At 61.2% G+C, this 26,136-nt stretch carries 30 protein-coding genes; 6 read left to right on the top strand and 24 right to left on the bottom strand.

Translation table 11 applies throughout. The features are described 5' to 3' along the window. Positions 1 to 6 precede the first annotated feature (6 nt). The 11 genes from flgH to flgF form a co-directional block, all read right to left on the bottom strand. A complete protein-coding gene (gene flgH, locus EFQ99_RS06355) occupies positions 7 to 723 on the bottom strand; it encodes a flagellar basal body L-ring protein FlgH (protein WP_126919913.1) in 717 nt (238 codons plus the stop codon). Then, complete coding sequence (locus EFQ99_RS06350; RefSeq protein ID WP_008523723.1) at positions 720 to 1,259, bottom strand: MotE family protein; 540 nt, start codon at positions 1,257 to 1,259, stop codon at positions 720 to 722. Before EFQ99_RS06350 ends, flgH begins: the two co-directional genes overlap by 4 nt. Further along, positions 1,256 to 2,377, bottom strand: a complete 1,122-nt coding sequence (locus EFQ99_RS06345; RefSeq protein WP_126919911.1) for a flagellar basal body P-ring protein FlgI — start codon at positions 2,375 to 2,377, stop codon at positions 1,256 to 1,258. Before EFQ99_RS06345 ends, EFQ99_RS06350 begins: the two co-directional genes overlap by 4 nt. Then, positions 2,374 to 2,856: a flagellar basal body P-ring formation chaperone FlgA gene (gene flgA / locus EFQ99_RS06340; protein WP_126919909.1), complete on the bottom strand. Its 483-nt coding sequence runs from the start codon at positions 2,854 to 2,856 to the stop codon at positions 2,374 to 2,376. Before flgA ends, EFQ99_RS06345 begins: the two co-directional genes overlap by 4 nt. Before the next feature lie 16 nt (positions 2,857 to 2,872). Continuing rightward, positions 2,873 to 3,661, bottom strand: coding sequence for a flagellar basal-body rod protein FlgG (flgG, locus tag EFQ99_RS06335; protein ID WP_126919907.1), 789 nt, complete (start codon positions 3,659 to 3,661; stop codon positions 2,873 to 2,875). 19 nt (positions 3,662 to 3,680) lie between these two features. After that, a complete protein-coding gene (gene fliE / locus EFQ99_RS06330) occupies positions 3,681 to 4,022 on the bottom strand; it encodes a flagellar hook-basal body complex protein FliE (protein ID WP_126919905.1) in 342 nt (113 codons plus the stop codon). 3 nt (positions 4,023 to 4,025) lie between these two features. Further along, complete coding sequence (flgC, locus tag EFQ99_RS06325; RefSeq protein ID WP_126919903.1) at positions 4,026 to 4,442, bottom strand: flagellar basal body rod protein FlgC; 417 nt, start codon at positions 4,440 to 4,442, stop codon at positions 4,026 to 4,028. Between the two features lie 5 nt (positions 4,443 to 4,447). Beyond that, complete coding sequence (flgB, locus tag EFQ99_RS06320; RefSeq protein ID WP_126919901.1) at positions 4,448 to 4,840, bottom strand: flagellar basal body rod protein FlgB; 393 nt, start codon at positions 4,838 to 4,840, stop codon at positions 4,448 to 4,450. 162 nt (positions 4,841 to 5,002) lie between these two features. Next, positions 5,003 to 5,545, bottom strand: a complete 543-nt coding sequence (locus EFQ99_RS06315) for a flagellar protein (RefSeq protein WP_126919899.1) — start codon at positions 5,543 to 5,545, stop codon at positions 5,003 to 5,005. Between the two features lie 2 nt (positions 5,546 to 5,547). Further along, the gene (fliI, locus tag EFQ99_RS06310; RefSeq protein WP_126919897.1) at positions 5,548 to 6,945 is read right to left on the bottom strand and encodes a flagellar protein export ATPase FliI; all 1,398 of its coding nucleotides are present in this window, start codon (positions 6,943 to 6,945) and stop codon (positions 5,548 to 5,550) included. A 15-nt stretch (positions 6,946 to 6,960) separates the two neighbouring features. Then, positions 6,961 to 7,695, bottom strand: a complete 735-nt coding sequence (gene flgF, locus EFQ99_RS06305) for a flagellar basal-body rod protein FlgF (RefSeq protein WP_126919895.1) — start codon at positions 7,693 to 7,695, stop codon at positions 6,961 to 6,963. Positions 7,696 to 7,949: 254 nt separating this feature from the next. Between flgF and motA the strand changes: the two genes are divergently transcribed. The 6 genes from motA (at position 7,950) to EFQ99_RS06275 (ending at position 13,371) form a co-directional block, all read left to right on the top strand. Further along, entirely contained in the window at positions 7,950 to 8,822 is an 873-nt protein-coding gene (gene motA, locus EFQ99_RS06300) for a flagellar motor stator protein MotA (RefSeq protein ID WP_125842544.1), read from the top strand. Continuing rightward, complete coding sequence (locus EFQ99_RS06295) at positions 8,823 to 9,773, top strand: FliM/FliN family flagellar motor switch protein (RefSeq protein WP_126919893.1); 951 nt, start codon at positions 8,823 to 8,825, stop codon at positions 9,771 to 9,773. It abuts the gene before it with no gap. Positions 9,774 to 9,838: 65 nt separating this feature from the next. Further along, entirely contained in the window at positions 9,839 to 10,438 is a 600-nt protein-coding gene (fliN, locus tag EFQ99_RS06290) for a flagellar motor switch protein FliN (protein WP_126919891.1), read from the top strand. A gap of 28 nt (positions 10,439 to 10,466) precedes the next feature. After that, positions 10,467 to 11,507: a flagellar motor switch protein FliG gene (fliG, locus tag EFQ99_RS06285; RefSeq protein WP_126919889.1), complete on the top strand. Its 1,041-nt coding sequence runs from the start codon at positions 10,467 to 10,469 to the stop codon at positions 11,505 to 11,507. Between the two features lie 335 nt (positions 11,508 to 11,842). After that, on the top strand, positions 11,843 to 12,922 hold the full coding sequence (gene flhB / locus EFQ99_RS06280; RefSeq protein WP_126919887.1) for a flagellar biosynthesis protein FlhB: 1,080 nt from the start codon (positions 11,843 to 11,845) through the stop codon (positions 12,920 to 12,922). A 5-nt stretch (positions 12,923 to 12,927) separates the two neighbouring features. Continuing rightward, positions 12,928 to 13,371, top strand: coding sequence for a hypothetical protein (locus EFQ99_RS06275; protein ID WP_126919885.1), 444 nt, complete (start codon positions 12,928 to 12,930; stop codon positions 13,369 to 13,371). 60 nt (positions 13,372 to 13,431) lie between these two features. Here the strand turns inward: EFQ99_RS06275 and visR are convergent, their stop codons facing one another. The 13 genes from visR to EFQ99_RS06210 all read right to left on the bottom strand — a co-directional run bounded on the left by visR (position 13,432) and on the right by EFQ99_RS06210 (position 25,810). Continuing rightward, on the bottom strand, positions 13,432 to 14,178 hold the full coding sequence (visR, locus tag EFQ99_RS06270) for a transcriptional regulator VisR (protein WP_126919883.1): 747 nt from the start codon (positions 14,176 to 14,178) through the stop codon (positions 13,432 to 13,434). A gap of 8 nt (positions 14,179 to 14,186) precedes the next feature. Next, entirely contained in the window at positions 14,187 to 14,933 is a 747-nt protein-coding gene (visN, locus tag EFQ99_RS06265; protein WP_126919881.1) for a transcriptional regulator VisN, read from the bottom strand. Positions 14,934 to 15,530: 597 nt separating this feature from the next. Continuing rightward, positions 15,531 to 17,219 (bottom strand): flagellar basal-body MS-ring/collar protein FliF, encoded by a 1,689-nt coding sequence (gene fliF / locus EFQ99_RS06260; protein WP_126919879.1) that lies wholly within the window; start codon positions 17,217 to 17,219, stop codon positions 15,531 to 15,533. A gap of 168 nt (positions 17,220 to 17,387) precedes the next feature. Further along, positions 17,388 to 17,780: a chemotaxis protein CheT gene (cheT, locus tag EFQ99_RS06255; RefSeq protein WP_126919877.1), complete on the bottom strand. Its 393-nt coding sequence runs from the start codon at positions 17,778 to 17,780 to the stop codon at positions 17,388 to 17,390. A gap of 16 nt (positions 17,781 to 17,796) precedes the next feature. After that, positions 17,797 to 18,351: a chemoreceptor glutamine deamidase CheD gene (gene cheD, locus EFQ99_RS06250; RefSeq protein ID WP_126919875.1), complete on the bottom strand. Its 555-nt coding sequence runs from the start codon at positions 18,349 to 18,351 to the stop codon at positions 17,797 to 17,799. After that, entirely contained in the window at positions 18,348 to 18,737 is a 390-nt protein-coding gene (locus EFQ99_RS06245) for a response regulator (protein WP_003556488.1), read from the bottom strand. Before EFQ99_RS06245 ends, cheD begins: the two co-directional genes overlap by 4 nt. Continuing rightward, positions 18,737 to 19,780, bottom strand: a complete 1,044-nt coding sequence (cheB, locus tag EFQ99_RS06240; protein WP_126919873.1) for a protein-glutamate O-methylesterase CheB — start codon at positions 19,778 to 19,780, stop codon at positions 18,737 to 18,739. The genes EFQ99_RS06245 and cheB overlap by 1 nt, the downstream gene beginning before the upstream one ends. Then, entirely contained in the window at positions 19,777 to 20,685 is a 909-nt protein-coding gene (cheR, locus tag EFQ99_RS06235) for a protein-glutamate O-methyltransferase CheR (protein WP_126919871.1), read from the bottom strand. Before cheR ends, cheB begins: the two co-directional genes overlap by 4 nt. Then, entirely contained in the window at positions 20,682 to 21,149 is a 468-nt protein-coding gene (locus EFQ99_RS06230; RefSeq protein ID WP_126919869.1) for a chemotaxis protein CheW, read from the bottom strand. Before EFQ99_RS06230 ends, cheR begins: the two co-directional genes overlap by 4 nt. A gap of 4 nt (positions 21,150 to 21,153) precedes the next feature. Continuing rightward, a complete protein-coding gene (locus tag EFQ99_RS06225) occupies positions 21,154 to 23,436 on the bottom strand; it encodes a chemotaxis protein CheA (protein WP_126919867.1) in 2,283 nt (760 codons plus the stop codon). Positions 23,437 to 23,453: 17 nt separating this feature from the next. Further along, complete coding sequence (cheY1, locus tag EFQ99_RS06220) at positions 23,454 to 23,819, bottom strand: chemotaxis response regulator CheY1 (protein WP_003570362.1); 366 nt, start codon at positions 23,817 to 23,819, stop codon at positions 23,454 to 23,456. Further along, positions 23,816 to 24,112 carry an STAS domain-containing protein gene (locus EFQ99_RS06215; RefSeq protein ID WP_088680415.1) on the bottom strand — a complete coding sequence of 99 codons (297 nt, stop codon included), beginning with the start codon at positions 24,110 to 24,112 and terminating at the stop codon, positions 23,816 to 23,818. Before EFQ99_RS06215 ends, cheY1 begins: the two co-directional genes overlap by 4 nt. A gap of 63 nt (positions 24,113 to 24,175) precedes the next feature. Next, on the bottom strand, positions 24,176 to 25,810 hold the full coding sequence (locus tag EFQ99_RS06210; RefSeq protein WP_126919865.1) for a globin-coupled sensor protein: 1,635 nt from the start codon (positions 25,808 to 25,810) through the stop codon (positions 24,176 to 24,178). Between the last annotated feature and the right edge of the window lie 326 nt (positions 25,811 to 26,136).

The following is a 26,136-nucleotide window of genomic DNA, read 5'->3' as shown; positions in this document are numbered from 1 at the left end:
TCAGCCTCAAAGCGGCGAGAAAAGATCGACGGCCTGCTGGCCGCGCGGAGGCTGCTGCACTTCCATCAGGCGGCCGCGGCCGCCGTAGGAAATGCGGGCTTCGGCGATCTTGTCGTAGGAGATCTGGTTCTCGGCGTTGACGTCCTGCGGACGAACGATACCGGCCACGTTCAGGATGCGCAGTTCCTGGTTCAGGCGCACTTCCTGTGAGCCCGAGATGACCAGGTTGCCGTTTTCAAGAATGCCGGTGACAACAGCGGCAACCAGAAGGTTAAGCTTGTCAGTGCGCTCGATCTTGCCCTTCCCGTCGGTGCTGGTGTCAGAGCCGTAGGTCAGATCCGTCTTGGACTGCGGCGTCCAGCCGAAGATCTGGGCGTTGACATCCCAGTTCATGCCGCTCGAATTCTTGCGGCTGCGGTTGGTTTCGTTGTCGAAGGATCCCTTGTCGTTGATCTGGATATCAACCGTCAGGATGTCGCCGACGTTGAGAGCGCGCGCATCCTTGAAGAGAGCAGCCTGCGAATCGCTCCATAACGAATAGCCCTGCGCCACGGCGCGAGGCTGCTTCGGATAGAGTGCCATCTGCGGCGTCTGGCCGTAGGCAAGGCCGCTGCCGATCGGGCTCATGGCGGGCGCGCGGCCGATCTCGCTGACCGCCGTCGGAGACTGGCAGCCTGCAAGGAGTGCGAGGGCGGCGATCGCGGCCGGGAAACGCATGTTCATGAAGGATCCTTCGACGTATTGGGATCGGACGCACTGGCGATGACGCTGGCGATGGCCGCCGCTTTCTGCGGGTCCATCTCGTTGAGGATGAGGCTCGACTGGCGCGGCCCGAGGCGCATGATCACGGCGGAGGCCACCTCGATCTTCATGTCCTGCAGCTGGATTGCGGCCGCGTCCGGTTTCATCTTCTTGTAGATTTCGGTGAGGCCGGCTTCCGCCTGCTTCAGGAAATCGTCACGCCGCTTGAGCCAGTCCTGGTATTCGGCTTTGCGCTTGTCCATCTCGGCCATGCGGGCGTCGATGTCGGCGCGAAGCTTTTCCAGCTCCTGCTTCTGCAGGAGATAACGCTGGTCGCGGGCGGGATCGGCGATATTGGTGCAGAACTGCTTGATCTCGTCCTGGGACGTGATGTCGCCTTCCGGATGCTCCTGCGCGAAGGCGCCGGGGATCGACAGAAGGACCAGGCCTGCTGCCGGCAGCGCCAGCCGGCGCAGCAGCTGCAGGACCGTCATATCAGGATTGAATATTTTCATCATTGCAGCACAAGCTCCGCCTGCAGGGCGCCCGCCGACTTGATGCCCTGGAGAATGGCGATGATGCCATCGGGTTTCACGCCGATATTGTTGAGGCCGGCGACGAGGGTCCTGAGATCGGGACCGTCGATGATGGCGACGCGCCCGCCGGTCTGCTCGGCCGCGATATCGGTCTGCGGCTGGACCGCGGTCCGGCCTTGCGAGAAGGGTTCGGGCTGGATGATCTGCGGCGTCTCGGTGACCTGGACCGTCAAGGTGCCGTAGCTGACGGCGACCGGCGAGACGCGGACGTCCGAGCCGATGACGATCGTGCCGGTTCGCTCGTTGATGACGACCTTGGCCGGCGTGTCGGTTTCGACGATGAGATTTTCGATATCGGCCATCAGCCGGGTGAGATCGGCCGTGCGCGGCTTCTGGATCACCACCTCCTGCGAATCCTTCGCCTCGGCGACCGGCCCGCCGAAACGCTTCGAGGCATAGCCGTTGACGATGTCGGCGATGCGGGTCGCCGTTGAGAAATCGGGATTGCGCAGTTGCAGGACGAGATTGACCGAGTCCTTGAAGCGAGACGGCAGTTCACGTTCGATGATCGCGCCGCCGGGCACCCGGCCGGCGGTGGTCACGCCTTCGGTCACGGTCGCCGCCTGGCCCTGCGCCTGAAAACCGGAAACGATGGCGGCTCCCTGCGCGACGGCATAGATCTGGCCGTCGGCGCCGGAGAGCGAGGTCATGACGAGCGTGCCGCCGCGCAGCGACGTCGCATCGCCGAGCGAGCTCACGGTGACGTCGATACGGCTGCCGGGGCTTGCGAAAGGCGGCAGGTTGGCGGTGACCATGACCGCCGCCGTATTCTTGGCGTTGGATTGGCCGCCCTGGGTCGAGATGCCGAGGTTCTGCAGCATCGCCCGCATCGACTGCTCGGTGAAGGGCGAGGAACGGAAGCCGTCGCCGGTCCCCTGCAGGCCAACGATGAGACCATAACCGATCAGCTGGTTGTCGCGACCAGCCTGAAGGGAAGCGATGTCCTTGATGCGGGACGTCAGCGCCCAGGCGGGCGCGACATCAACCAAACTCATGGCGAGAACCGCGACAAGGGTTAAGAAACGGAAGAACAATTTCATTTTGCCCTCACATGGACCGTGCCGTCCGCAAGCACCGTGCCGCTGACGATGACACCGGAATCCATATTGCGCGCGCGGATGAGCTGCCCCGTCGCACCGTCTTCAAGCGGCGAGCCGGCGGCAGAGATCGTCATTGGGCCAAGAGAGAAGACCAGGCGGATCGAGGAGCCGCGCGTCACCGTATAGGGTTCGCGCAAGGCGGAAACCTCAATTGTGCGGCCCGGCAGCAGCGTGCGCTTGGAGACCAGGCCTTCGACCTGCGAAATCGATTTGGCATAATCTCCGGCAAGGTTAGGGTTGGTGACCTCGACCTCCTGAAGCTGGCTGCCCGACAATGTGTCGCCGGGGTAGATGATCGTCGTCGGGACGACGGCATAACCCATGCCGGCATCCGCGCCCGCGGGCAAAATGATGCCCGCGATTGCGATCGTGGCTGCCGCCACCCATCCTGAGATGCGTCCTGCCCGGCAAAACATCATGTTTCGGCCCTTCCCTTTACTTCAGGTTCTTGCTGACGATGGAGGCCATTTCATCAGCGGTGGTGATCACCTTGGAATTCATTTCGTAAGCACGCTGGGCCGATATCAGCTCGGTGATTTCCTTCACCGGGTCGACGTTCGAGGATTCCAGGTAACCCTGCTTCATGTAGGCGAAGCCTTCTTCATCAGGGTTGCCGATGACGGCGTCGCCGGATGCCGGGGTCTGCTGGAAGAGGTTGTCGCCGATCGGCTGGAGACCCGCCTCGTTGACGAAGTCGGCAAGCGTCAGTTGGCCGAGTGTGGTCGGATCGGTCTGGCCGGGCAGCTTGGCGCTCACCTGGCCGGAGCGGCTGATCGTCAGTTCGGTGGAGCCCTGCGGGATGGTGATGCCCGGAAGGACTTCATAGCCGTCTGTGGTGACGAGCTGCCCCTGGTCGTTCTTGTTGAAGGCGCCGGCGCGGGTATAGAGCGTGGTGCCATCGGTCGACTGGATCTGGAAGAAGCCCTTGCCGATCAGCGCCACGTCAAGGTCGTTGCCGGTTTGGGTCAGTTCGCCCTGGAGATGCAGGTTGCGCACAGCCGAGGTCTGGACGCCGAGGCCGATATTGGCGCCTTCCGGAACGACGGCCTGGTTAGCGCGGTTGGCAACGCCCTTGGCACGTTCGGTCTGGTAGAGAAGGTCAGTGAACTCGGCGCGGGCACGCTTGAAGCCCGTCGTATTGATGTTCGCGATGTTGTTCGCGATAACTTCCAGATTGGTCTGCTGGGCATCCATGCCCGTTGCTGCGATGGCGAGCGCTCTCATGTGTTCGTCCTCAAATCAGTTACATCTGCATCTTGGTGACTTCGAGAAAGGCCGAGACGACCTTGTCGCGGATGGCAATTGCGGTCTGCAGCGTCTGCTCGGCCTGGAGCATCGAATCGACGACTTCGCGCGTCGTCGCCGTGCCCTTGATGCCGGCAAAGGACATGCTTTCCGCGCCCTTCAGGCTGTTGACCGCGTCGGTCGCCATGTTGCCCATGACGGAGGCGAAGCTCAGGCCATTCGTGGCACCGGCGGTGCCCGGCATGGTGGCGGCGGACGACGAGGCGGAATTTTCGGTGTCGACGGCGCCGAGCGCACGGGTCATCGAAAGATTGCTGACATTCTGGACGCTGCTGATCATTTATTATTGGCTCTTCAGAAGATCGATCGTGGACGACACGAGGTCGCGGGTCTGCTTGATGGTCTGCAGGTTGGCGTCATACGAGCGGTTGGCTTCGCGCATGTCGGCCATCTCGACCAGAATGTTGACGTTCGGCAGCTTGACGACACCCTTTTCGTTCGCAGCCGGATTGCTGGGGTCGAATTCGGTGCTGAAATCGCCTTCGTCGACGCCGACCTTCTTAACGTTGACGGTTTCGACGCCACTCGTGCGGTCCATCTGCTGGCCGAAGGTGATCGTCTTGCGGCGATAGGGGTCGGCGCCGGGCGTGTCGCCGGTCGAACGGGCGTTCGCGATGTTTTCCGAGACGATGCGCAGACGCGTCGACTGCGCCTCGAGCCCCGAACCGGCGATTTTCATTGCTGCTGAAAGCGGATCCATGACTTTTACTTCCTGACGGTCATCAACATCATGCGGTTGAAGGAACTGACCAGCGAGGTGTTCAGATCGTATTGGCGCTTGATATCGCCAGACTTGGAGAGCTCCTCGGCCAAACCGACCGTGTTGCCGGATTCCTGGACGCCGATTTCCTGGTCGAGTGCGGCCTCCTTGACGTCGATGTCGCCGCTCTGGCTGAAATCATTGCCGCTCAGATGCGCCGGATTGGTGCGGGCCATGGTGATGTCGGACTTATCGAGCACGGCGTCAAAGGGCGTGACGTCCTTGGCGTGGAACTTTGGGGTGTTGGCATTCGCGATGTTGCCGGCAACAACCTGCTGACGGATCGTCAGCCATTCCGCCTGTCGCGAAGCCAAGTCGAAAAGTTGGATCGGTTGCATGAGAACTCTCCGTTTTTACTGTCCCGAACCTAGTGCGGTAATCTTGCGTGGGACTTACGGGAATTCAGGCTTCAAGACGCTTTTCAGCGAAGGCCGTCGCTATCAAAAGAACAGGGCTCCGGCCGGTTCGCGGCGGAGCCCTGTTACCGTTTGCGGACAGGTTCAATTGTTCTGGTAGGTATCGCCCTTGGAGGTGACGATCACCCATTTGCCGTCGCGCTGCTCGAGTGCCGCAAGGCGGCTCTCGTCGGGCAGGATCGAGCCGATGCGCACCACATACATGCCCGAGGGGTCTTCGATCAGCGCCCGGCCGTTGGAGACGTGCAGCAGGCGGAAGGAAGAGTTGCCGGGAAAAGGCTGATCCTCCTGTATGGGGCGGCCATCGCGTTCCTTGCCAAGGTCGGAGACCGTCGCCGTCGTCAGCGGATCGATCGGCGGGGCTTTCTTGTCCGGCTCGTTCTTGTTGACCATGGCAAGCGGCGAGACACTGAAGACGTTGCGGGCCGGCCAATCCGGCAGCTCGCGCGCATTGCTGCTCGCGGCGACATTGATGCCGAATTTGTCCTCGTTGAAGAAGACGTACCAGGGGAAGAAGGCGGAGGCGCCGGCAAGCGCCAGGCCAGCGAAGGTCAGAAACCGATCCAGCATGGCGGTCTTCTTGCGCTGCTTCAAGGAAGCGATGCGTTCGTCGTCGAATTCAGCCACGTCTATCTCCTCTGGATGGGTCCGCCCTGATTGCCCATACCGGCTGCGGCTTTGAGCGCGCCGGCGAGATCGGCAAAGGCATCAGGCGAGTCGCGATCGCCCGGCGACTGCTTCAGGACGTCGTAAATGATCGGCACCTGCTTGATCGCCATGTCGAGATCGGGATCGGCGCCTTGGCGGTAACCACCGATCATGCGCAGGTCGCGCGTCTCTTCGAAGCGATGGATCAGCACCTTCAGCCGAGACACCAGCTTTTCCTGGTCCGGCGTCCAGGCCTTGCGGGCAAGACGCGAGATCGACGCGAGCGGATCGATCGGCGGGTAGCGCCCTTCTTCGGCAAGACTCCGCTGCAGGACGATATGACCGTCGAGGATGCCGCGCGTCGAATCGGCGATCGGGTCGTTGTGGTTGTCGCCATCGACGAGGATCGAGATGATCGCCGTGATGGTGCCGGCGCCCTCGGGACCGGGACCTGCGCGTTCCAGAAGGCGCGGCAGTTCGGTGAAGACGGAAGCGGGATAACCGCGGGCGATCGGCGGCTCGCCGGAAGCGGTCGCCACTTCGCGGATCGCATGGGCAAAACGCGTGACGCTGTCGACGATGAAGAGGACGTTTTCGCCCTTGTCGCGGAAATGCTCGGCGATGGTGACGGCCGTCAGCGGCGCCATCTTGCGCAGCATCGGGCTCTCGTCGCTGGTGGCGACGACGGCAATCGCCTTTTTCATATTGCTGCCGAGCGTATCCTCGATGAATTCGCGCACCTCGCGGCCGCGTTCGCCGACGAGCGCGATCACCACCTTGTCGAAGGCATCGGCCCGGGCGAGCATCGACAACAGCGTCGACTTGCCGACGCCGGAACCGGCGAAAATGCCGAGGCGCTGCCCAAGGCACAGCGGCGAGAAGATGTCGATCGCCCGTACGCCTGTCTTGAAGCCGGTCTCGACCCGCTTGCGGGTCATCGACGGCGGCGCGGTATTTGAAATCGAGCGGCGATCGAGCCCCTCGGTGATCGGACCCAGCCCGTCGATCGGCTCGCAGAGCGAGTTGAGGGTGCGCCCGCACCAGCTATCCGACGGTGAAATGCGGAAGGCGCCCTTGCGGATGACCGTATCGTGGATGCCGATCGGCTCGCCCGGCTCGATCGGGCAAACATAGATCAATTCCGGTTCGACGCGTACGACCTCGCCGAGATGGATGCCGGTGGCCGATTTATGAGCCACGAACTCTCCGAGGCGAACGTGGCGGGAGAGGCCGTGGACGGTGTAGTGACCGGCGGCGATGGTCTGCACGCGACCGCCATGGGCAACGGCAAACTCCGGCGAGACATATCGGTCGACGAGGTCCGCCAGGTGCGCCAGCTTCGGGGAAAGGTTATTTTCGGACAGCAGCGTGGTGCTCATGCTTCAAACTTTCGCCTAGCGGCTGCCCCCGAGCGTCTGGACGGCTTCCTTGAACGAATCTTCGCTGTCGCGCATCAGCGAGGAGACGCTTTCGAAGGCGCGGTTGACTTCGATCAGCTGAGTGATCTCGCGCATCGCATTGACGTTGGAGTTTTCGAGATAACCCTGCTCGACGCCGACATTGAATCGGTCGACAACGGCGCGCGGCTGCTCGGTGGTCATGATGCCGCTGTTCTCGTAGCGCAGGTAACCCTTGCTGACATCAGCCTCGAACAGGCCGAGCGAAGCGACCTGGCGTTTGTCCTGATAAATGATGCCGTCGGTGCCGACGGCCGGCTCGCCGCCCTTCGTGTTGAGCTGGATCGGCGAGCCGCCGGCATCGAGCACGGGATATCCCCTGATCGAGACGAGCTCGCCGGTATCCCTCATCGTGAAGCGGCCGTCCCGCGTCAGAACGCGGCCGGCCGGCGTATCGAGCGAAAACCAGGCATCGCCCTTGATGGCGAAATCGAGCATGTTGCCGGTGTGCTGAAGTTCGCCATTCTGCTCGTTCAGATAGTCGTTGCCCTGGGAAACGAAGGCGACCTTGGTGTTCAGCTTGTTCTTGGTGTTCGCCACCATCTCGTCGAACTTCACCTCAGTAGCGCGGAAACCGGTCGTGTTCACGTTCGCCATGTTGTCCGCGATGGTGTTCAGGCGCTTTTCCAGAGCCATCTGCGACGACAGAGAAACATAAAGACCGGATTGCATGTCGGTAAACTCCAAGCATTTGGCGATGAACGGAACGAAAAGCCGGGCGTCGTCTGTCTGGTTCGGCCGGAATTTCGCTGAGGCGGCATCTCAGAAAAGGGTGAGCACACCCATTCGTCTCCTTTAGCCTGACGGCAGATGCTTGCGCGAAGCTGGCACACGCAAATAGCCCGCGACCGGCCATTTCATCAGCCTCACGCAAGGCAGAAACCCTATCCGTCTCAGGGAAAAGCAACGTTCAGATTGGGCTGACGATGAATATTATTATCGGATTTATTGTTGTCTGCGGCTGCATCGTCGGCAGCTTCATGGCGATGGGCGGCGAAGTGAACGCGCTGTTCCAGCCCTTCGAATTTCTCATCATCGGCGGCGCCGGCCTCGGCAGCTTCATCATGGCAAACCCGATGAAGGTGGTGAAGGACTCCGGCAAGGCGCTCGGCGAAGCCTTCAAGCATGCCGTGCCGAAGGAACGCAACTACCTCGATACGCTCGGCGTGCTCTATTCGCTGATGCGCGACCTGCGCACCAAGTCACGAAACGAAATCGAAGCCCATATCGACAACCCGGCCGAATCGACCATCTTTCAGTTGGCTCCGACCGTTCTGAAGAACAAGGAACTGACGGCGTTCATCTGCGACTACGTTCGCTTGATCATCATCGGCAACGCCCGCAGCCACGAGATCGAAGCGCTGATGGACGAAGAGCTCAACACCATCATGCACGACAAGATGAAGCCCTACCATGCGATCCAGATCATGGGCGATTCCTTCCCGGCGATCGGTATCGTCGCGGCCGTTCTCGGCGTCATCAAGGCGATGGCTCACATCAACGATTCGCCCGAGGTGCTCGGCCACCTGATCGGCTCGGCGCTCGTCGGCACCTTCCTCGGCATTCTCTTGTCCTACTGCGTCTGCTCGCCGCTGGTCTCCCAGATCAAGGTCGTGCGTGGCAAGCAGCACCGCCTTTACGTCATCGTCAAGCAGACGCTGCTTGCCTATATGAACGGGTCGGTGCCGCAGGTCGCTCTCGAATACGGCCGCAAGACGATCTCGGCTTACGAGCGTCCCTCCATCGATGCGGTCGAGCAGGAAATGATGAACCCAGGCGGCGAAAACAAGGCGGCTTAAATGACTATGAGCAATGCTTCGCATGACAAACCGGCTATGGATCCAGCCCTTCTCGCCAAGCTGACGGGCGGGCTCGGCGACAGAGGCAGGGTCGCCAAGATCTGCAGTTCCTTCGGCGATATCTACAGCGAATTCTTTCCCGACGTCATCAAGAGCGAAACCGGGCTCGACGTGACGGTCAACTATGTCGGCTGCGAGATCGGCTACAAGAACCACCTGATCGACGACCTCAGCCCGAACGTCACGCTCGTCGATGCGACGCTGCGCAACTGGTCGCAGAACATTACCGTCGCCTGCGGCAACGGTTTCGTCATCACGCTGATGGAGCATCTGCTCGGCGCCACGGCCGATACGATCGAGGAGCCGGCCGATCGGCTGCTGTCGATCATCGAACTCGACCTGGCGGTCATGGTCTTCGACAAGATCGCCAAGGTACTGCGCTCGGCCGTCAACGCGCCTGGCGGTTTCGAACCGAGCCTTACGGCCCCGCATGCCCATGACGCGCGCGCCAAGCCGCCGGAAGACCGTCCGGACGAATTCGCCGCCGCCATCAACATGTCGATCACGCTTGCCGGCATCGTTTCGGAATTCTCCCTGATCATTCCGCAGACGGCGCTGCTCAAGACCACGGTGACGCCGCCGAAACCGAAGCGCCAGGCCGGCGGCAAATCGCAGGAATGGACCGAACAGCTCGGCGACCAGGTCCGCCGCTCTCATGTCACGCTGGAAGCCAAGATCAGGCTGCAGGACCTGACTCTGCGCACGATATCGAAGCTGATGGTCGGCGACGTCATTCCGTTCCGCGACGGCGGCGACGTGCGCGTCGAAGTCAGCGCCAACAGCAAGGAATTGTATGTGTGCGAGTTCGGGCGTTCAGGTGAAAACTACATGGTCCGCGTCAAGGATACGATGAACTCGGATGACGAGCTCATCCGTCATTTAATGAATTAATCGGTTCTCTGGCTTTTGGGCTGCAAAGGCAGTTTGAGGCAAGTTTCAACTGGAATAGTGATTTCATGGCTACGAAGAAAACACAGCAGAACAGTGACTTCCCCCTGGACGTTCCAGGCAGCGAGGCCGATCTCGACCAGGCGATCGACGATCTGCGCGGCGTCCTGAAGAAGGATTCCCACGGCGACCTGTCGCAGTTTGGCGGCGACGTGCAGGACGACCCCTTCGCAGCGGGAACCGATCTGTCGCCCTTCGGCGGCGAGGCTTCGGAAACCCCTTTCGGCAGCGACGATTTCGGGGGTGAATTCGGCGGCGGCGATTTCGGCGGCACTGCGAGCCCCGCCGCAGGCATGGATTTCGGCGACAGCGCTTCCTTCGACGCCTCGCCGGCTCCGCTCGGCAGCGCGCTGACCTCCAACCTCGACCTGATCATGGATATCCCGATCGATGTTCAGATCATGCTCGGCACCAGCCGCATGCAGGTCTCCGGCCTGATGAACCTGAATGAAGGGGCGACGATCGCCCTCGACAAGAAGATCGGTGAACCGGTCGAAATCATGGTGAACGGCCGCAGGATTGCACGCGGCGAGATTACGGTGCTTGATAACGACGACACCCGATTCGGTGTGAAACTGATAGAAGTTTTGAGTACGAAAAAAGCCTGATCCCTGTGTGGGACGGAGAGGTTAGACCATGATGGACTTTGACGATTTCGGCGGCGCGCTAGCCGGGAAACCGTTGACCCAGGCTGAAAAGGCGGCGGCTGTTCTTCTCGCGATGGGAAAAGGAGTCGCCGGCCGGCTGTTGAAATATTTCACCCAGGCCGAACTGCAGACCATTATCTCATCGGCTCAGTCGTTGCGCGCCATTCCGCCGGACGAGCTCCTTTCGCTTGTCGGCGAGTTCGAAGACCTCTTCACCGAGGGCGCCGGCCTGATGGACAACGCCAAAGCGATCGAAGCCATTCTGGAAGAGGGCCTGACGCCTGACGAGGTCGACAGCCTGCTCGGCCGCCGCACCGCATTCCAGGCCTACGAGACATCGATCTGGGATCGCCTCAGCGAGGCAGAGCCGACGTTCGTCGCCCAGTTCCTGCTGCGCGAACACCCGCAGACCGTCGCTTATATTCTGTCGATGATGCCCTCCTCCTTCGGCGCCAAGGTGCTGCTGCAGCTTCCCGACAACCGTCGCGCCGACATCATGAACCGCACGGTCAACATGAAGACCGTCAGCCCGAAAGCGGCGCAGATCATCGAGAACCAGGTCATGACGCTGCTTGCCGAAGTCGAGGCAGAGCGCAATGCGGCCGGCTCGACGAAGGTCGCCGACCTCATGAACGAGCTCGACAAGCCGCAGGTCGATACGCTGCTCACCTCGCTCGAATCGATCAGCCGCGAATCGGTCAACAAGGTCCGCCCGAAGATCTTCCTCTTCGAGGATCTCATGTACATGCCGCAGCGCAGCCGCGTCATGCTGCTCAACGACATCTCGACGGATGTACTCACCGTCGCGCTGCGCGGCGCGCCTGCCGAGATCCGCGAATCGGTTCTCTCCGCCATCAGTCCGCGCCAGCGCCGCATGATCGAATCGGATCTGCAGAGCGGCATGGGCGGCACCAATCCGCGCGAGATTGCCATCGCGCGGCGCGCCGTGGCGCAGGAGGCGATTCGTCTGGCCAACTCAGGCCAGATCGAACTGAAGGAGAAGGAAGGCGACGCTTCGGCGGCCGCCTGAAACGCGTCGCAGTGAACTGATCTATGCGACTCGTTTTAGCTCCTTGTTTCATGCATGTCGTTATCCCGGAACTGCTGCACACTTCCGGGCGACATGCATCGGCATTTCGAGACTGTTGACAAATCCGGCATGCCGCAAGGCAGCTGTTGATCGCCGCCGCACAGGCGACTACCCTTCTCAGTATAGGCTGCGCTCTAAAGCGCGTTGCATGGAACTCGGTTCCTGCGACGCGCTTTAGGTCTTTGTTTTGATGCATGTCGTCATCCCAAAACCGCTGCACATTTTGGGCGACATGCATTTAGCTGCTGCCTCTTTCTTTGACGGAGGGCCGCGACTTGGCAGACGATGACAAGGACAGCAAAACAGAAGCCCCGACCGCGAAAAAGCGCGCCGATGCAGCGGAGAAAGGCAACGTCCCATCTTCGCGCGAACTGTCGATCTTCGCGACCATTCTGGCCACGTTCATTTACCTGGTGTTCTTCCTTCCCGAAAGCGTCGGGCGCTTAACCGAGACGTTGCGCGACATCTTCGAGCAGCCCGACCAGTGGAAGATCGAGACAGGGCCGGATATTCTGGCGCTCTTCGTTCGGCTCGGCTGGGCAAGTGCGGCGCTGCTGGCGCCCGCCTTCATCCTGCTCATGGTTTTCGGCATCGCCTCCTCCATCTTCCAGAACCTGCCGACGCCGGTGCTCGAACGTATCCGGCCGCAGGCCTCGCGCATCTCTCCCACCAAGGGCTGGTCACGGCTGTTCAGCCTGCCCGGCCTGATCGAATTCGGCAAATCGCTGTTCAAGGTCGTCGTCGTCGGGGTCATCCTGTTCTTCGTGCTGAGGAGCGAATATTTCAGCTCGATCGACGCGATGTTCTCCGATCCGCAGACGATCCTCGTGCGGATGACGACGGCGATGCGCAAGATCATCATCGTCATGCTGATCGCCACCGCAATCGTCGCGATCGCCGACCTTTTCTGGACGCGCCATCATTGGTTCACCGAGCTGAAGATGACGCGGCACGAAGTGAAGGAAGAAAACAAGCAGGCCCAGGGCGATCCCTTCGTCAAGAGCCGGCAGCGCTCGCTGATGCGCGACCGCGCGCGCCGGCGCATGATTGCCAATGTACACCGCGCAACGCTCGTCATCGCCAACCCGACGCACTATGCGGTGGCGCTGCGTTATGCGCGTGAGGAAAACGATGCGCCGGTGGTGCTGGCCAAGGGCCAGGACCTCATTGCGTTAAAAATCAGAGAGATCGCCGAGCAGAACGGCATACCGGTGTTCGAGGATCCGCCGCTTGCGCGCTCCATGTTTGCGCAAGTCTCGATCGATAGTGTCATCCCGTCAGTCTTCTATAAGGCCGTTGCGGAACTGATCCACCGGGTCTACGCCGCAGACGCCAAGAACAAACGGGTAAGATAAGCCGAATGAAAAAATGCCCTCACTCTGCCCAGCGTGAAAAGATCCTCGCAGTCGCGATCAGCCCGGTCGCCACGGAACTGCGTCTTCTGGATGCCTCTGACCTTATTTCACTGCTGCGCTTCGAGTATTACGGCAACCTCTCCGATCTCGTCGCTTCGGCCGCGGAACTTTTCTTTCACCCGGGCACGGTGAATTTCGGCCTGGGCGGAAACTATACGCTGGAGTGGGGTGGCAAGCCCGAAGTCGTTCTCGATCTCGAAATCAAGCCGCGCGGCGTCACCGTCTATGCGCAGCTCACCCTTGCCGAAGATCACGCCGGCATCGAGATCAACCATATCGCTTTCCAGAATCCTTCGGCCGATCCCGACGAAAATACCGTCTTCCTGGAAAAGAGCCTTCGGGAATCACGCTATAACGTGAACCAGCCGCCGCAGGCGCTGGCGGGCTGACCTTCTCTCACGACAATGAAGATCCGATGCGCCCTTCGACAACGGAGGGCGCACGTGGTTTCAGCTGATATAGCCGAGCCGGATCGCCTTGGCGATCGCCTGGATGCGATTGACGGAATCGAGCTTGATGGTCGCCGAACCGAGATAGGCGTTCACCGTGTGCACGGAGAGGCCGAGTTTGTCAGCGATCTCTTCGCTGATGCGGCCGTCGCCGGCGAGCTGCAGACAGGCGATCTCGCGTTCGCTGAGCGCCTCGGCGGTAGCCGCGCGGCGCTCGTCGAGCGAAAGCAGATCCATCATGATGTGGCAGCAGCGGCCGTGTAGTTCGACGATCGTATCGCTCGAGGGGTCGAGCTCATCGCCTGTGAAAAGGATGAAGCCGTTGCCGATGGCGCCAAGCCGCACCGGAAAGGCAAGGCCGGAAAAGGGTAGGATACCGTCCTTCAACCGCGTCATGAATGGCGAGAAGTCAGCCGGGCCGGGCGCCGCTCGGTCGTAACCGCCGGCCCATGAAAGCGGCAGCAGCGACTTGTCGATATGATCGAGGAGAATGTCGCCATAGGCATCCGTGAAGGCCTTGGCGAAACCGGCATTGGCCGAACCCCAGTTCTCAAGCTCGCAGACCAGGCGTTGCTTTGCCGGCAGGCCTGAGCCGCTGACACGATAGATCGCGAAGCCCTGAGCATCGGCGAGCTTCTGCATCGCGATTAACCGCGGAAAGAGATCAGACCGGCTGGAAATCCTGCTCACACGCACCATGCGCAGCTGATCCGCACTGCTCATCACCCTGGCTGATGGATGTCCCATGGATCCCCCTATACGAGATTATTGCGGACGGCGAAGGCAATGGCCTCGGACCGGGTCTTGGTCGCCGTCTTGCGCATCACGCTGGTGATGTAGTTGTTGATCGTATTGCGGGAGATTCCGAGGATCATCGCGATCTCGTCGCTGGTCTTGCCCTCGGCGATCCAGAACAGGCATTCGAGCTCGCGGTCCGTCAATTCGAAATCGCGGTCGACCCTTGTGCCGCCGCACCGAAGGAAGCTCGCGACATAGCCTGCAAGCAGGCCCACATCCCGCAGACGCTCAGGCGAAAGGATGAAGCCTTCGCCGAACAGGAACATCAGGGCGAGCCGTGATCGACCGACATTGAAGGTCAATGAACAATATTGCCGGCTGGCGCCATCAGGCACATTGGCATGATCGGGCAGAAGAGCGAAATTCGGCTGGAAGACCTGCATGCATTTTTCCAGCTCGGTCGAACGAGCATAGCCACTGACCAGGTCATTGGCGATATCCTTGACCAGATCGAAGGGCCAATCCGACGAAACGATGAAGTCGAGACCGCTTTCCTGGATCAGATCGCAGCGCGCCAGCAGGTAGTGCGAAGCACCGACATATTCCATCAAGGCCCGCAGCCCGGACTGCAACCTGCCGGTGTCGGCGACACCGTGCAGGCGTTGAATCAGTTCATCGCGCGGCAATAGACCCGGCGCCGCCACACTCGCGAAATTCACCATCTGCCTCTCGCCCCTGCTCGCCTGAACTAGGTTCATATCCATTGGCAATTTCCTGCGGCTGAGGAACGATCAAACTCGGTGCAACAGCATTTTTTGTCTAAAGGATTCAATTCAAAGTCCCACTCGAATCCCATTTCGAATCACTCAAGGGTAAGCCAGCCGATGTAAATCACCATCTCCGACTTCTGGGGATTTACATCAGCCGCCCGTCATGCCGTGATTCGAGCACCAATTGCGCCCCTCAAGATATAGGGGAGGCTAAGATGATTCTGGCTGTGCCGCAACTTAATTCGCGTTTTACGCGAGTGTCCCTCAACCAGTTTATCCCTCTTTGCACAGCGCCACGTCAATGCAACTGACACTATATTTCTACTTAGGTTCCCCGCATTGGCTATATCGGAGTAGATCCGGAGACCATCTCCGCGATGTAGCCTTGATATTTTTTCCGACCATACGGAACCGACCTTTTCAGCTGCCCGATACTTACAAAAACACGAAAGCTTTGCATCTCTAGTCTCGGGATTTCGATAATCTGCGACGCAACAGGTCTTGCTTGCTTTGCGGGGGCCGATAACAATCTCGTTATGGGAAAAAAAATGCGGCCAGGACATGAAAAAAGGCCGGTTGCCCGGCCTTTTCTTACGCTGCGTCGTCGATCGCCCATTTCCTGAGGATTTTCGCTGCGCGTTCCTCGTTGATCTCAACCATACGGGCGAGCTTGCGTTCCGGACCTTCCTTGACGCGGCGGTTGAAGTTGCCGTCGTCGTCGCCGAGACTGAGAAGATCCTCTGTGCTGTCGAAGCCGAAATCGGACCCGAAGCCGTCCATGAGAGCCCCTCCGGGCACTCCGGCCGCCGGCGCAAAGTCGGGAAGCTCGAGGCCGGCCGCTTCCGGCGTGGCGTCGCCGAGAACCGCGGTGGAGTTGCCGCTGACGCTGCGCACCAGAGGCCGCAGGCCCATCCAGACCACCACGAAGGCGACTGCGACGAAGGCGAGCGAGTTGATGATGCCGGCAAGGTTGCGGCTCAGCATATCCATGACATGGACACCGCCGCTGGCCTCTTCGAGCAGCTGGTTCTCGAGGAAGTCCATGGCCGTGACGGTGACGACGTCGCCGCGCTTGGCATCGATGCCGGCGGCCGAGGCGACGATGCTTTTCATCTCTGCGAGATAGGCGTCGATCTTGGCCTGGTCTGCCGGTTCGCCGACCATCTTGGCGATGCGACCCTTGTTGACGACCACCGCGATCGAAAGCTTCTCGACCTTGTAGCTGTTGCGGGTCGTCGCCGTCGTCTTGCTGTTGATTTCGTAGTTGGTCTGCTCTTCGCGCTTGTCGGACTTGTCCTGCGATTCGGGTCCTGCGGAGCCGCCTGCTTGGGGAGCAGCCTGCGGAATGTTCTGCTCGACGGTCGTCGCGCTGTCGGACTGCTTCTGCTGGGACTGCTGGGCTTCCTTGGTCGAACGGACCGAGCGTTCGACCTTGGATTCCGGATCGTAAGTGGTTTCCTGGATCTGCTGAGCGTCCGTGTTCAGATCAGCGGTGACGCTGGAGCGGAAATTGTCCATGCCGAGGAACGGTGCCAGCGCCTTGTCGATGTTGGATTCGACTTCCTGCTGGACGTTCTGGACGATGCCGAGCGAGCGATTCAGCGAGCTGTTGCTCGCCTCGTCGCCTGATGCAAGCAGCTGGCCGGCGGAATCGAGGATCGTCACGTCATCGACGTCAAGCCCCGGCACGGCCGAGGCGACGAGGTGGCGGATCGAGGTGGCGGCGCTGCGCCCGGTGACGGCACTTGCGCGAATCATCACGGAGGCGGTCGGCTTCTGCTCCGCCTTCCGGAAGTTTCCGACCTCCGGCATGACGATATGGACGCGGGCGGCTGTTATGCCCGAGATCGACTGGATGGTACGGGCGATTTCGCCTTCCAGCGCCCGAACCCGTGTCACCTCCTGCATGAAGGAGGTCAGGCCGAGAGAGCCGACATTGTCGAAGAGTTCGTAACCGGCATTGGCGCTGTTCGGCAGGCCGCGCTCGGCAAGCATCAGGCGGGCCTTGCCCGTCATCCCCGCGGGGACGGTGATGCTGGTGCCATCCGTGCCGACCTGGAAATTGATGTTCGCTTCGGCCAACGCCATGCTGATCTGGTTGAGATCGGGCGAATCCAGGCCGACATAGAGCGTTTCCTGTGCCGGTTTGTTGACGAAAAGGGCAGCCGCCAGGACGATTGCGATGGAAACGGCGCCGACGCCTCCCAGAATCATCAGGCGTGTTCGGCCTAGGGCACCAAAGTTCTTAAAAATCTGAACTAATTGATTTAACAGATTCATTCTGTTCTCGCGCGATCCGTCAACGACAAAGCAGGCTTATTGCCTCATCTGACGAATAATCGGCGAAACTTGTGCGAGCGTTTCGTGAAGCGCGTGCGGAGCGAAAGGGCTCCTCGTTTCATGCATGTCGTTATCCCGGAACCGCGGCACGCTTCCGGGCGACATGCATTAGAAGAAATCGAAGTCGCCGGCTGCCTTGCTGAGCGGCTGGGAGTGGCCGTGGCGTGTCGCGCCGCCGAGTGCCTTCTGCATCTCCGCCAGCTTGACGAGGCTGAGGGCGGTCGCGACATCGACCGTCCACCCGTGTGGGATTTCGCCGGTGATGGTGTCGATGAATTCGGCAAGGCCGCGCGATTTCTGCACAGCCAGATCGATACCCTGCATGACCTTCATGGCGTCCGGCGAATTCAGCACCTCGGCGCCACCGCCGAGGTCGAGAAGCTGCGGCTCGATACGCTCGATGAGGTAGGCGACATCGTGCAGTTCGGAAACGATGCGCATCAGGATGTCGCTCAGCGCTTCGACAGGCGCGGGCGGCTCCATCACCGGAGTAAATGTCATATGAAAATCCTCGCCATCAAAAAAATTCGATACTGGTTTCGACGGGCTTCTGCGGAGCCGCGGGACGCTGCTCGAGAGCGACGGTTCTCTGGGTTTCGGCGCCGGTCAGGGGGTATTGCCGGGCACGACCGGAGACCGGCCAATATTCAAGCTTGCGTCCATGATCTCCGCCGGTGGAGGAACCGACCACCGGAATGCCTTCATCTCTCAGGAACTGCATGGCGAAAGCCGCGTTTTGCTCACCGACATTGGAGAATGTCGAGATCGTCTTCGCGCCGCCGAAAATCTTTGCCTCCAGCCGGTCGCGCCGGGCGCCCTGCTTCAGGAGACCGTTGATCAGCAGTTCCATCAGATGCACGCCATAGCGCGTGGCATCGCCGCCTGATGTCGGCGAGGTCGCCGTACCGGGCAGCAGGAAGTGGTTCATGCCGCCGACACCAGCGACCGGGTCTCGGAGGCACGCAGCCACGCACGAGCCGAGAATGGTCGAGAGCACCGCATTCGGGTCGCTCAGAACCTTGTACTCGCCCTGAATGATGTGCACGCGGCGGGCTGCCCCCTCAGTGATCATTTCAAGGCTCCAAACACGGCTTCGATAGCCGCCTTCATCTTTTCGATCGTGAACGGCTTGGCGAGCACGTTGTTGGCGCCGAGCTGGGCCGCCTTCTGGACCAGAGCGCGGTCGCCCTGGGCGGTCAGGATGATGAAGGCCGCCTTCTTGGTGTTGGGATTGGTGCGCACGGCCTGAAGGAAGCCGATGCCATCCATCTTCGGCATGTTGAAGTCCGAGATCACCAGGTGATGCGGTTGCTCGGCCATGATCTTCATGCCCTGCTCGCCGTCGCCTGCAGACGTGATCTGCTTGAACCCGAGCTGGGTCAGCGCATCGCTGAGCAGCAACCGGCTCGTTACCTGATCGTCAACGATCAGAACTTTGATTTTCTCCGCGATCGACATTATTCGGTCCCTTCCTTTCGGGCGGCTGTCATTTTCAATATTTCGTCACCGATGGCAGACAGGGGCAGCTGCTGCTCAACGGCGCCAAGTTCGTGGGCAACCCTTGGCATTCCGTAAACGACACAGGTTTTTTCGTTCTGGCCGAGTGTTCTGGCGCCGGCGTGGCGCATTTTCAACAATCCGGCCGCACCATCGCGACCCATTCCGGTCAGGATTACGCCGACAGCGTTGCGGCCTGCCAGTTCCGCGACCGAATCAAACAGCACATCGACCGACGGGCGGTGACCATTGACCGGCGGCCGGTCGACGAGACGGCAGCACGGTGCGGAGGCATTGCTGACCTGGAGATGACGCTCGCCGCCGGGTGCCAGATAGATCTTGCCGATTTCGAGACGGGCGCCGTCGGTCGCTTCCTGCACCACCGGCGCACAGAGGCGGTTCAAACGCTCGGCGAAGCTCTTGGTGAAGGTCGGCGGCATATGCTGGGTGATGACAGTCGGCGGGCAATTCGCCGGAAACTTCTGCAGCACGGCGATCAGTGCCTCGACGCCGCCGGTCGACGAGCCGATCGCGACGATCTTGCGGCCGACGCGGAAATCGGCGACGGCAAGCGGCGGCGTAGGGGCAGCCACCGGCTGGGAGAACTGGCGTTGCGTGCGCGCGGCGGCCTTGACCTTTTCGGCGAGGTCGCCGAAGGGCCTGGGTTCGCCCGGCGCCGGCTTGCCGACGCAATCGAAGGCGCCGATCTCAAGCGCCGCAAGTGTGGCCTCGGCGCCGCGATGCGTCATCGTGGAGACCATGATGACGGGCATCGGCCGCAGCGTCATGATCTTTTCGAGGAAATCGAGACCGTTCATGTTCGGCATCTCGATGTCGAGCGTCACGACATCCGGGTTCAGCCGCTTGATCGCCTCGCGCGCTTCCAGTGCGTCGCCGGCCTGGCCGATGACGTTGACTTCGGGGTCCGAACTCAGGACGGCGGTGATCAGGCCGCGCATCGTCGGCGAGTCGTCTACAACGAGAACCCTTGCCGGCGCACTCATGCCTTCCTCCCGGGACCCTTGGCGGTGTAGCGATAGGTCGTGATGCCGATATTGTCGAAGACGTGTTTCGCCTCACCCGACACACGCTCGGAATGGCCGATATAGAGATGGCCGCCTTCCGGCAGCAGGCCGGCGAAACGCTGCCAGATCTTCATCTGCGTCGGCTCGTCGAAATAGATGACGACGTTGCGGCAAAAGATGACATCGAACTTGCCCTTGAACGGCCACTGCGCCATCAGGTTCAGCTCGTTATAGGTGATCAGCCGCTTGACGCGGTCGTCGACCTGGAACTTCCGGCGTCCCTGCACCTCGACTTCGCTAAACCATTGCTTGCGCATGGCGGGCGACACGGTCTCGAGCGCGCTCTCGTCATAGGCGCCGGCGCGGGCGATCGCGAGAATCTTGGGGTCGATGTCGGTCGCCAGGATCTTGAAGTCGTAATCGGCGACGTTCGGCATCAGCGACAGCACGGTCAGCGCAATCGAATAGGGCTCCTGCCCGTCGGAGGAGGCCGCCGACCAGATGCGCACTCTGCCGCCCGCTCTCGCCCGTTGCAGAAGCTCCGGCAGGACGTGGTCGCGCAGATGATCGAAATGATGGTTTTCGCGGAAGAAGCGGGTGAAATTGGTCGTCAGATGCGAAAGCATTTCGCGCCGCGCCGCAGCGCCGGCCGGCGATGCGACGAGGGCGCAATACTCCCGGAAGCCGGAGAGGCCAAGATTGCGGATATGTTTTGACAGACGGGAATAGACGAGCGAAGCCTTCGTCTCGTTGAGGAAGATGCCGGCATCCGAATAGATCATCGCGGCGATTTCCGTGAGGTCACGGCGCGTCAGCGGGTATTCTCCGCTCGCCAGGACCTCGTCGGCTCCCTGCCGCTGATCTTTTGCGCCTATTGCATTCATGCGGCTTCGCTTTCGGTTTCGGAAATGAGAGCTTCGAGCTCGATCAGGCAGATCATGCGCTTCTCGATGGCGAGAACGCCACGGGCAAATTGACGCTCGAGTTCGGAGGAGATATCGGGCGTCGGCTGGATGATCTCGTCGGTGACGGTCAGGATGTCGGAAACGGCGTCGACCAGGAGGCCGACGACCTTGCGCCGGACCTGGGCGACGATGATGACATGACGGGCGGTCGGATCGGCCGGCTTCATGCCGAGCCGGGCCGAAAGGTCGATGATCGGCAGCACTGCGCCGCGCAGGTTGATGACACCCAGCATATAGGTCGGCGAATGCGGCATCGCGGTGGCCGGGGTCCAGCCCCGGATTTCGCGAACCGACATGATGTTCACGCAAAATTCCTGATCCCCGATGCGGAACGCAATCAGCTCGCGATCCCCCTGGTTCAGATTTTTTACAGTGTACGACATTGCCTTATCCTACCGCTGCTAACGACATTTCCGCTTTGAGCGACTGGCCGCGCGAGGCGCCGACAACCGCATCGACATCGAGGATGAGAGCCACGCGACCGTCGCCGAGAATGGTGGCGGCGGCGATGCCCGGCACGTGCGTGTAGTTTGCTTCCAGGCTCTTGATGACCACCTGGCGCTGCCCCTGAATGGCATCGACCATCAGGGCGCGCTGGCCGCCGCCTTCGGATTCAACCAGAAGCGCGACACCTTCCACCGGATTGGCCTGGGTCGCGCGGAAGTTCAGGATGCGGCCGACATCGACCAGCGGGCAGAACGAGTTGCGGATCGAGATCAGCCGGTGGTTGGCACCGAAGGAGTGGATCGCGGCGGCTTCCGGCTGCAGGGTTTCGACGATCGCGGTCAGCGGCACGACCAGCGTCTGGCCGGCGACGGTGACCACCATGCCGTCGAGGACGGCGAGCGTCAGCGGCAGGCTCATGGTGAAGACCGAGCCGTGACCCGGCTTCGAGGTGATGTTGATGCGTCCGCCGAGCGCCTGGATCGACCGCTTGACGACGTCCATGCCGACGCCGCGGCCTGATATGTCGGAGATCTTGTCGGCCGTCGAGAAGCCCGGCAGGAAGATCAGGTTGTCGATTTCCTCGTCCGACAAGTTGGCGTCGGCCGGGATGAGATCGTTGTCGATCGCCTTCTGGCGGACCTTCTCGCGGTTGATGCCGGCGCCGTCGTCGGCAAGCTCGATCAGGATGCGGCCCGAACGATGCTTGGCGGTGAGGCGAACCGTGCCTTCCGTGTTCTTGCCGGCGGCAGCGCGCTTTTCGGGCGTTTCAATGCCATGGTCGACGGCATTGCGGATCATGTGGGTCAGCGGCTCGGCCAGCTTGTCGATAACAGTCTTGTCGACTTCGGTGTTTTCACCTTCCGTGATCAGGCGGATCGACTTGCCGGTCATGTCGGCGATTTCGCGGACGATACGCGACATGCGCTGGAAGACCGGCTTCACCGGCTGCGCGCGGATCGCCATGACCGAGTCCTGGATCTCGCGGGTGAGCTGCTGCAGCTCTTCCAGGCCCATGTTGATCGAGGAAGTGCCGGTCGTGTCGTTTTCGATGACACTCTGCGACAGCATCGCCTGGTTGATGACCAATTCGCCGACGAGGTTGATAAGGCGGTCGACGCGGTCGAGATCGACGCGGATCGTCTGGCCGGCACCTGCGGCATTGTTCTGGGCCGCGGCGCTTGCGGCTGCCGCTGCGGCGGCAGCTGCCGATTCCTTCTTTTCGACGCGGGCGGCGGCTGCGGCCATCTGCGTGACGTTAGAGGCGGTCTCGGCGGCGGCAACGGCAGCTGCGGTCTCGGCGGCAGCGCCGGAAACTTCTTCCACTGCGCCCGTTTCATCCAGGATCGACAGATCGAAGGGAACCGGCACCATCGGCAGTTCTTCGTTGCTGGTCGCGCTAGCTCTTGCTTCCTCGACAGCTTTCACCGTCAGTTCACAATCCCATTCGGCGAATTCGAAGACCGTGCGAATGGCGTCTTCGCCCTTGCCCGTCTTGATCGTGACGTTCCAGAAGAGATAAGCGCCTTCCGGATCGAGTTCCTCGAGGCCTGGCAGCTCATCCGTATTGCAATAGATGGTCATTTCGCCGAGGCGCGAGAGATCACGCAGCAGCAGCGTGGCGTCATTGCCCTTGGAATAGAGTTCGTAGCGCGGCTTGAAGATGACTTCATAGGCCGGCAGCTCGGAGTCGGTACCACCCTCGCCGCCGAAATCGTCAAAAGAGAAGGGAACGGGCTGGAAGCCGCTGTCGTCGGTCGGCTTCGGAGCGGCAGCCGGTGCCGCCGGCTTGGCGGCGGCCTTCGGCGCGGGGGCTTCGGAGGCTGCCGAGGGAGACGGCAATTCACCGTTGGCCAGCGCCTCGAGCTCCTTGACGAGACCGCGGCTGCGGCTTTCATCGACGCTGCCGCCGTCGCGCGCAGCATTCGTCAGGTCGGCGAGCACGTCAGCCGACTTCAGCATCACCTTCAGGACGTCCTGGGTCGGCTCGAGCTTGTTGGAACGAACGCAATCGAGAGTGGTCTCAAAAACATGGGCGAAGGCTACCAGATCATCAAGGCCGAAGGCGCCGGCGCCACCCTTGATCGAATGCACGGCACGGAACACCGCGTTGACGGTTTCCGGATCGCGATCGCCATCATTCATTTTCAGAAGACCGGATTCCAGCTCCGCGAGCTGTTCCTCGCACTCCTGGAAAAAGATCTCTTTGATTTCGTTCATATCCATAGGAGAAAATCCTGGGTTTAAGCGGTTACGCGCTCAATGGCATCGATCAGCTTGGCCGGGTCGAAAGGCTTGACGATCCAGCCTGTGGCGCCGGCCTGGCGGGCGCGGTTCTTCTTTTCCGCGTCGCTTTCGGTCGTCAGAACCAGAATCGGGATCGCCCGGTATTTCTCGTTGCGGCGCACACCTTCGATAAAGCCGAAGCCGTCGAGACGCGGCATGTTGATGTCGGTCACGATGACGTCGGGATTGGACTCTTCGAGAACCTCGAGGCCCTCGACGCCGTCTTCGGCCTGGATCGTCTCGAAGCCCGCATTGTTCAGCGTCACGAGAAGCATGTTTCGGATGGTGCGGGAGTCATCCACGGTAAGAACTTTTTTCTTCATTGCCGAATCTCCTTGGCGAGCAGGTGGTCAATATTGACGCCAACCAGCTGCATGGTTTTCTGAAATGCGTCGGACACCTTGGAGAAGGTGAACGGCTGCTTGTCCTGCTCCCAGGTCTTCTCGGCGGACATCAGAACCTGGGCGCAAAGAGCACCGATCCGCTCGACGCCCGATGCGTCGATCGAAAGACCGCTGCCCCTCAGCGAAAGGAGTTTGTCGCGCAAGGCGGAAGCCTCGTTGAGATCGAGCACCGCTGTCAAATTCAGCGTCTTGCCACTCTTCTTTGCTACCATCAGCTTTTCCTTGTCCCCTTGTCCCCAGCCCGAGAAGACGAGCTGAGGCGATAATCCGATAGGTTAGTAAACATTCCGCCCACCTCCGACGCTTGCGAAGGGCCGCGGAAGGCCAAAATCGTCATTTTCATATTCGTCCTCGACCGCTGCCGGACGGGCGGCCGCTTCGATTGCGCGCGGCGGCGCAACGTGAACCGGCGCCGGGCGCCCGGCATGGGCGTGTTCCCGGGCGATGCGGAATTCGCGAATCGTCTGGCCGAGCTCGAGAATGACCGTGTGGAGATCGTCGGCGCCTTGCGCCGAGCGCTCGGCAAAGCCTGCGCTATCGGCCACCTCGGCGCCCAGGCCCTTGACGTCTGACGTCACGCTGTCGAGGCTTGCAGCATGCTCGCCGGTCTTCGTGGCGATGCCGGCGATGGCGGCGTTGATGTCAGTGACCTGACGAACGATGCTGCCGATCGAATCCTGTGTGCGGCCGACCATCTGCACGCCGGCGTCGACCTGCGCCTTGGTGGTCGTCACCAGCGTCTTGATTTCGCGGGCGGCTTCGGCCGAGCGCTGGGCAAGGGCGCGGACTTCCTGGGCAACGACGGCGAAACCACGACCGGATTCACCGGCGCGAGCGGCCTCGATACCGGCATTCAGCGCCAGCAGATTGGTCTGGAAGGCGATTTCGTCGATCGCGCCGATAATCTGGCCGATCTTTTCGGCCGATTGCTCGATATCGGCCATGGCACTGATCGCACGACCGACGACCTCGCCGCTTTCCTCGACCGCAGCGCGCGTCGAGGCGGCCGCCTGTTCGGCGGCGCGGCTATCGGCGGCACCGTCGCGCACGCTGCCGGCGATGCCGGCAAGGGCAGCGGCAGAAAGCTGCAGCCGGTCGGCCTGACCGGAAGCGGTACCGGCGAACTGCCGCGACAGGCCGGCAAGCGAGCCTGTCGCCGCCTCGGCCTTATCAGTGCGCTCGGTGATAGCGGTGAATTCGGCTTGAAGCCCATCCAGCGCGCCGTTCAGCGCGGCGGCGATCCCCGCATAGGCGCCGTCGTCCTCGACGGGCGCACGCCGCGTCAGGTCGCGGGCCGAAAGGCCTTCGATGACATCGCCGAAGATCCTGGCGATCTCAGCCTCATTTTCGGCGCGCTGATCGGCGAGCGCCCGGGTCTGGGTGGCCCTCAGCGCATTGAAACGGAGTGAGACGGCGATTTCCACATCGACCATGACGATGCGGATGATCGTCGTCATCAGGTCGGAGATTTCGCGCGCGCGGCGCTTGGCCGACGGCAGCAAGGGGCGGCCCGCGATCTCTTGTGCGAGACCGGAAACGACATGCTCGAGCATGACGCCATGACCGGCCACGTGCCAGCGCGGATCGAGCCCCATCTTGCTTTCGGTATCGGAGAGAACCTTGACGCGCTCGGCATAGAGGCTGTCGAACCGCGCATCCGTCAGCACGTCCCAGTGCGAGGACTGCAGATCATGCAGGCGGTCGACCTGGCGTTCGCTCTCGAAATTGCGCGCGGCGTCGGGAAAGGACTGAAACCGGTGGAAGAGGTCGCGCAGACCGGCCTTCAGATGCGCTTCGAGAGCCGGCCGGTTGCGACGCACCAGCTCGCACTGCTCGGCATCGAGGCCGGCAAAGCGCAGGCGGTCGCGCAAGCTGCCTGCCTGCGCTCCACGAGCCTGATCTGATGGCATATCCTGCCTCAACGCCTGTCCCCAACCACGTTCCGGGCGAATGCCCGGCCAAAAACTTTCGCAGCATCCGATGGACACAAATCGTGGAGACCGTCGTCACCGCCTGCCAAAACCGGCGGATCGAAGCCCCCTGATCAGCTATGTTTCGGAGCTGTCTGAAGAGATGGATACCGGATCAACCCGGTACGGCGGGACGGCGTCATGCCTGGTGGGAACGAGTGCATCTTCCCATTCCGACGTGTAAACCAATGTTTATGGTTAATTCCTTGCCTGAAGGTTAATAAGCCTCTCGCGGTGCCGGCTTTTGAAGCAATTCAAGGCAGTTC

Origin of the sequence: Rhizobium vallis (assembly GCF_003985155.1) — a bacterium.
Lineage (GTDB): Bacteria > Pseudomonadota > Alphaproteobacteria > Rhizobiales > Rhizobiaceae > Rhizobium > Rhizobium vallis.
This window is presented reverse-complemented; position numbering and strand designations above follow the sequence as displayed.

Excerpts from the sequence above, each read along its gene's own strand:
- flgH (WP_126919913.1), bottom strand. The coding sequence starts at position 723 with ATGAACATGCGTTTCCCGGCCGCGATCGCCGCCCTCGCACTCCTTGCA.
- EFQ99_RS06350 (WP_008523723.1), bottom strand. The coding sequence starts at position 1,259 with ATGATGAAAATATTCAATCCTGATATGACGGTCCTGCAGCTGCTGCGC.
- EFQ99_RS06345 (WP_126919911.1), bottom strand. The coding sequence starts at position 2,377 with ATGAAATTGTTCTTCCGTTTCTTAACCCTTGTCGCGGTTCTCGCCATG.
- flgA (WP_126919909.1), bottom strand. The coding sequence starts at position 2,856 with ATGATGTTTTGCCGGGCAGGACGCATCTCAGGATGGGTGGCGGCAGCC.
- flgG (WP_126919907.1), bottom strand. The coding sequence starts at position 3,661 with ATGAGAGCGCTCGCCATCGCAGCAACGGGCATGGATGCCCAGCAGACC.
- fliE (WP_126919905.1), bottom strand. The coding sequence starts at position 4,022 with ATGATCAGCAGCGTCCAGAATGTCAGCAATCTTTCGATGACCCGTGCG.
- flgC (WP_126919903.1), bottom strand. The coding sequence starts at position 4,442 with ATGGATCCGCTTTCAGCAGCAATGAAAATCGCCGGTTCGGGGCTCGAG.
- flgB (WP_126919901.1), bottom strand. The coding sequence starts at position 4,840 with ATGCAACCGATCCAACTTTTCGACTTGGCTTCGCGACAGGCGGAATGG.
- fliI (WP_126919897.1), bottom strand. The coding sequence starts at position 6,945 with ATGAGCACCACGCTGCTGTCCGAAAATAACCTTTCCCCGAAGCTGGCG.
- flgF (WP_126919895.1), bottom strand. The coding sequence starts at position 7,695 with ATGCAATCCGGTCTTTATGTTTCTCTGTCGTCGCAGATGGCTCTGGAA.
- motA (WP_125842544.1), top strand. The coding sequence starts at position 7,950 with ATGAATATTATTATCGGATTTATTGTTGTCTGCGGCTGCATCGTCGGC.
- EFQ99_RS06295 (WP_126919893.1), top strand. The coding sequence starts at position 8,823 with ATGACTATGAGCAATGCTTCGCATGACAAACCGGCTATGGATCCAGCC.
- fliN (WP_126919891.1), top strand. The coding sequence starts at position 9,839 with ATGGCTACGAAGAAAACACAGCAGAACAGTGACTTCCCCCTGGACGTT.
- fliG (WP_126919889.1), top strand. The coding sequence starts at position 10,467 with ATGATGGACTTTGACGATTTCGGCGGCGCGCTAGCCGGGAAACCGTTG.
- EFQ99_RS06275 (WP_126919885.1), top strand. The coding sequence starts at position 12,928 with ATGAAAAAATGCCCTCACTCTGCCCAGCGTGAAAAGATCCTCGCAGTC.
- visR (WP_126919883.1), bottom strand. The coding sequence starts at position 14,178 with ATGGGACATCCATCAGCCAGGGTGATGAGCAGTGCGGATCAGCTGCGC.
- visN (WP_126919881.1), bottom strand. The coding sequence starts at position 14,933 with ATGGATATGAACCTAGTTCAGGCGAGCAGGGGCGAGAGGCAGATGGTG.
- fliF (WP_126919879.1), bottom strand. The coding sequence starts at position 17,219 with ATGAATCTGTTAAATCAATTAGTTCAGATTTTTAAGAACTTTGGTGCC.
- cheT (WP_126919877.1), bottom strand. The coding sequence starts at position 17,780 with ATGACATTTACTCCGGTGATGGAGCCGCCCGCGCCTGTCGAAGCGCTG.
- cheD (WP_126919875.1), bottom strand. The coding sequence starts at position 18,351 with ATGATCACTGAGGGGGCAGCCCGCCGCGTGCACATCATTCAGGGCGAG.
- EFQ99_RS06245 (WP_003556488.1), bottom strand. The coding sequence starts at position 18,737 with ATGTCGATCGCGGAGAAAATCAAAGTTCTGATCGTTGACGATCAGGTA.
- cheB (WP_126919873.1), bottom strand. The coding sequence starts at position 19,780 with ATGAGTGCGCCGGCAAGGGTTCTCGTTGTAGACGACTCGCCGACGATG.
- cheR (WP_126919871.1), bottom strand. The coding sequence starts at position 20,685 with ATGAATGCAATAGGCGCAAAAGATCAGCGGCAGGGAGCCGACGAGGTC.
- EFQ99_RS06230 (WP_126919869.1), bottom strand. The coding sequence starts at position 21,149 with ATGTCGTACACTGTAAAAAATCTGAACCAGGGGGATCGCGAGCTGATT.
- EFQ99_RS06225 (WP_126919867.1), bottom strand. The coding sequence starts at position 23,436 with ATGGATATGAACGAAATCAAAGAGATCTTTTTCCAGGAGTGCGAGGAA.
- cheY1 (WP_003570362.1), bottom strand. The coding sequence starts at position 23,819 with ATGAAGAAAAAAGTTCTTACCGTGGATGACTCCCGCACCATCCGAAAC.
- EFQ99_RS06215 (WP_088680415.1), bottom strand. The coding sequence starts at position 24,112 with ATGGTAGCAAAGAAGAGTGGCAAGACGCTGAATTTGACAGCGGTGCTC.
- EFQ99_RS06210 (WP_126919865.1), bottom strand. The coding sequence starts at position 25,810 with ATGCCATCAGATCAGGCTCGTGGAGCGCAGGCAGGCAGCTTGCGCGAC.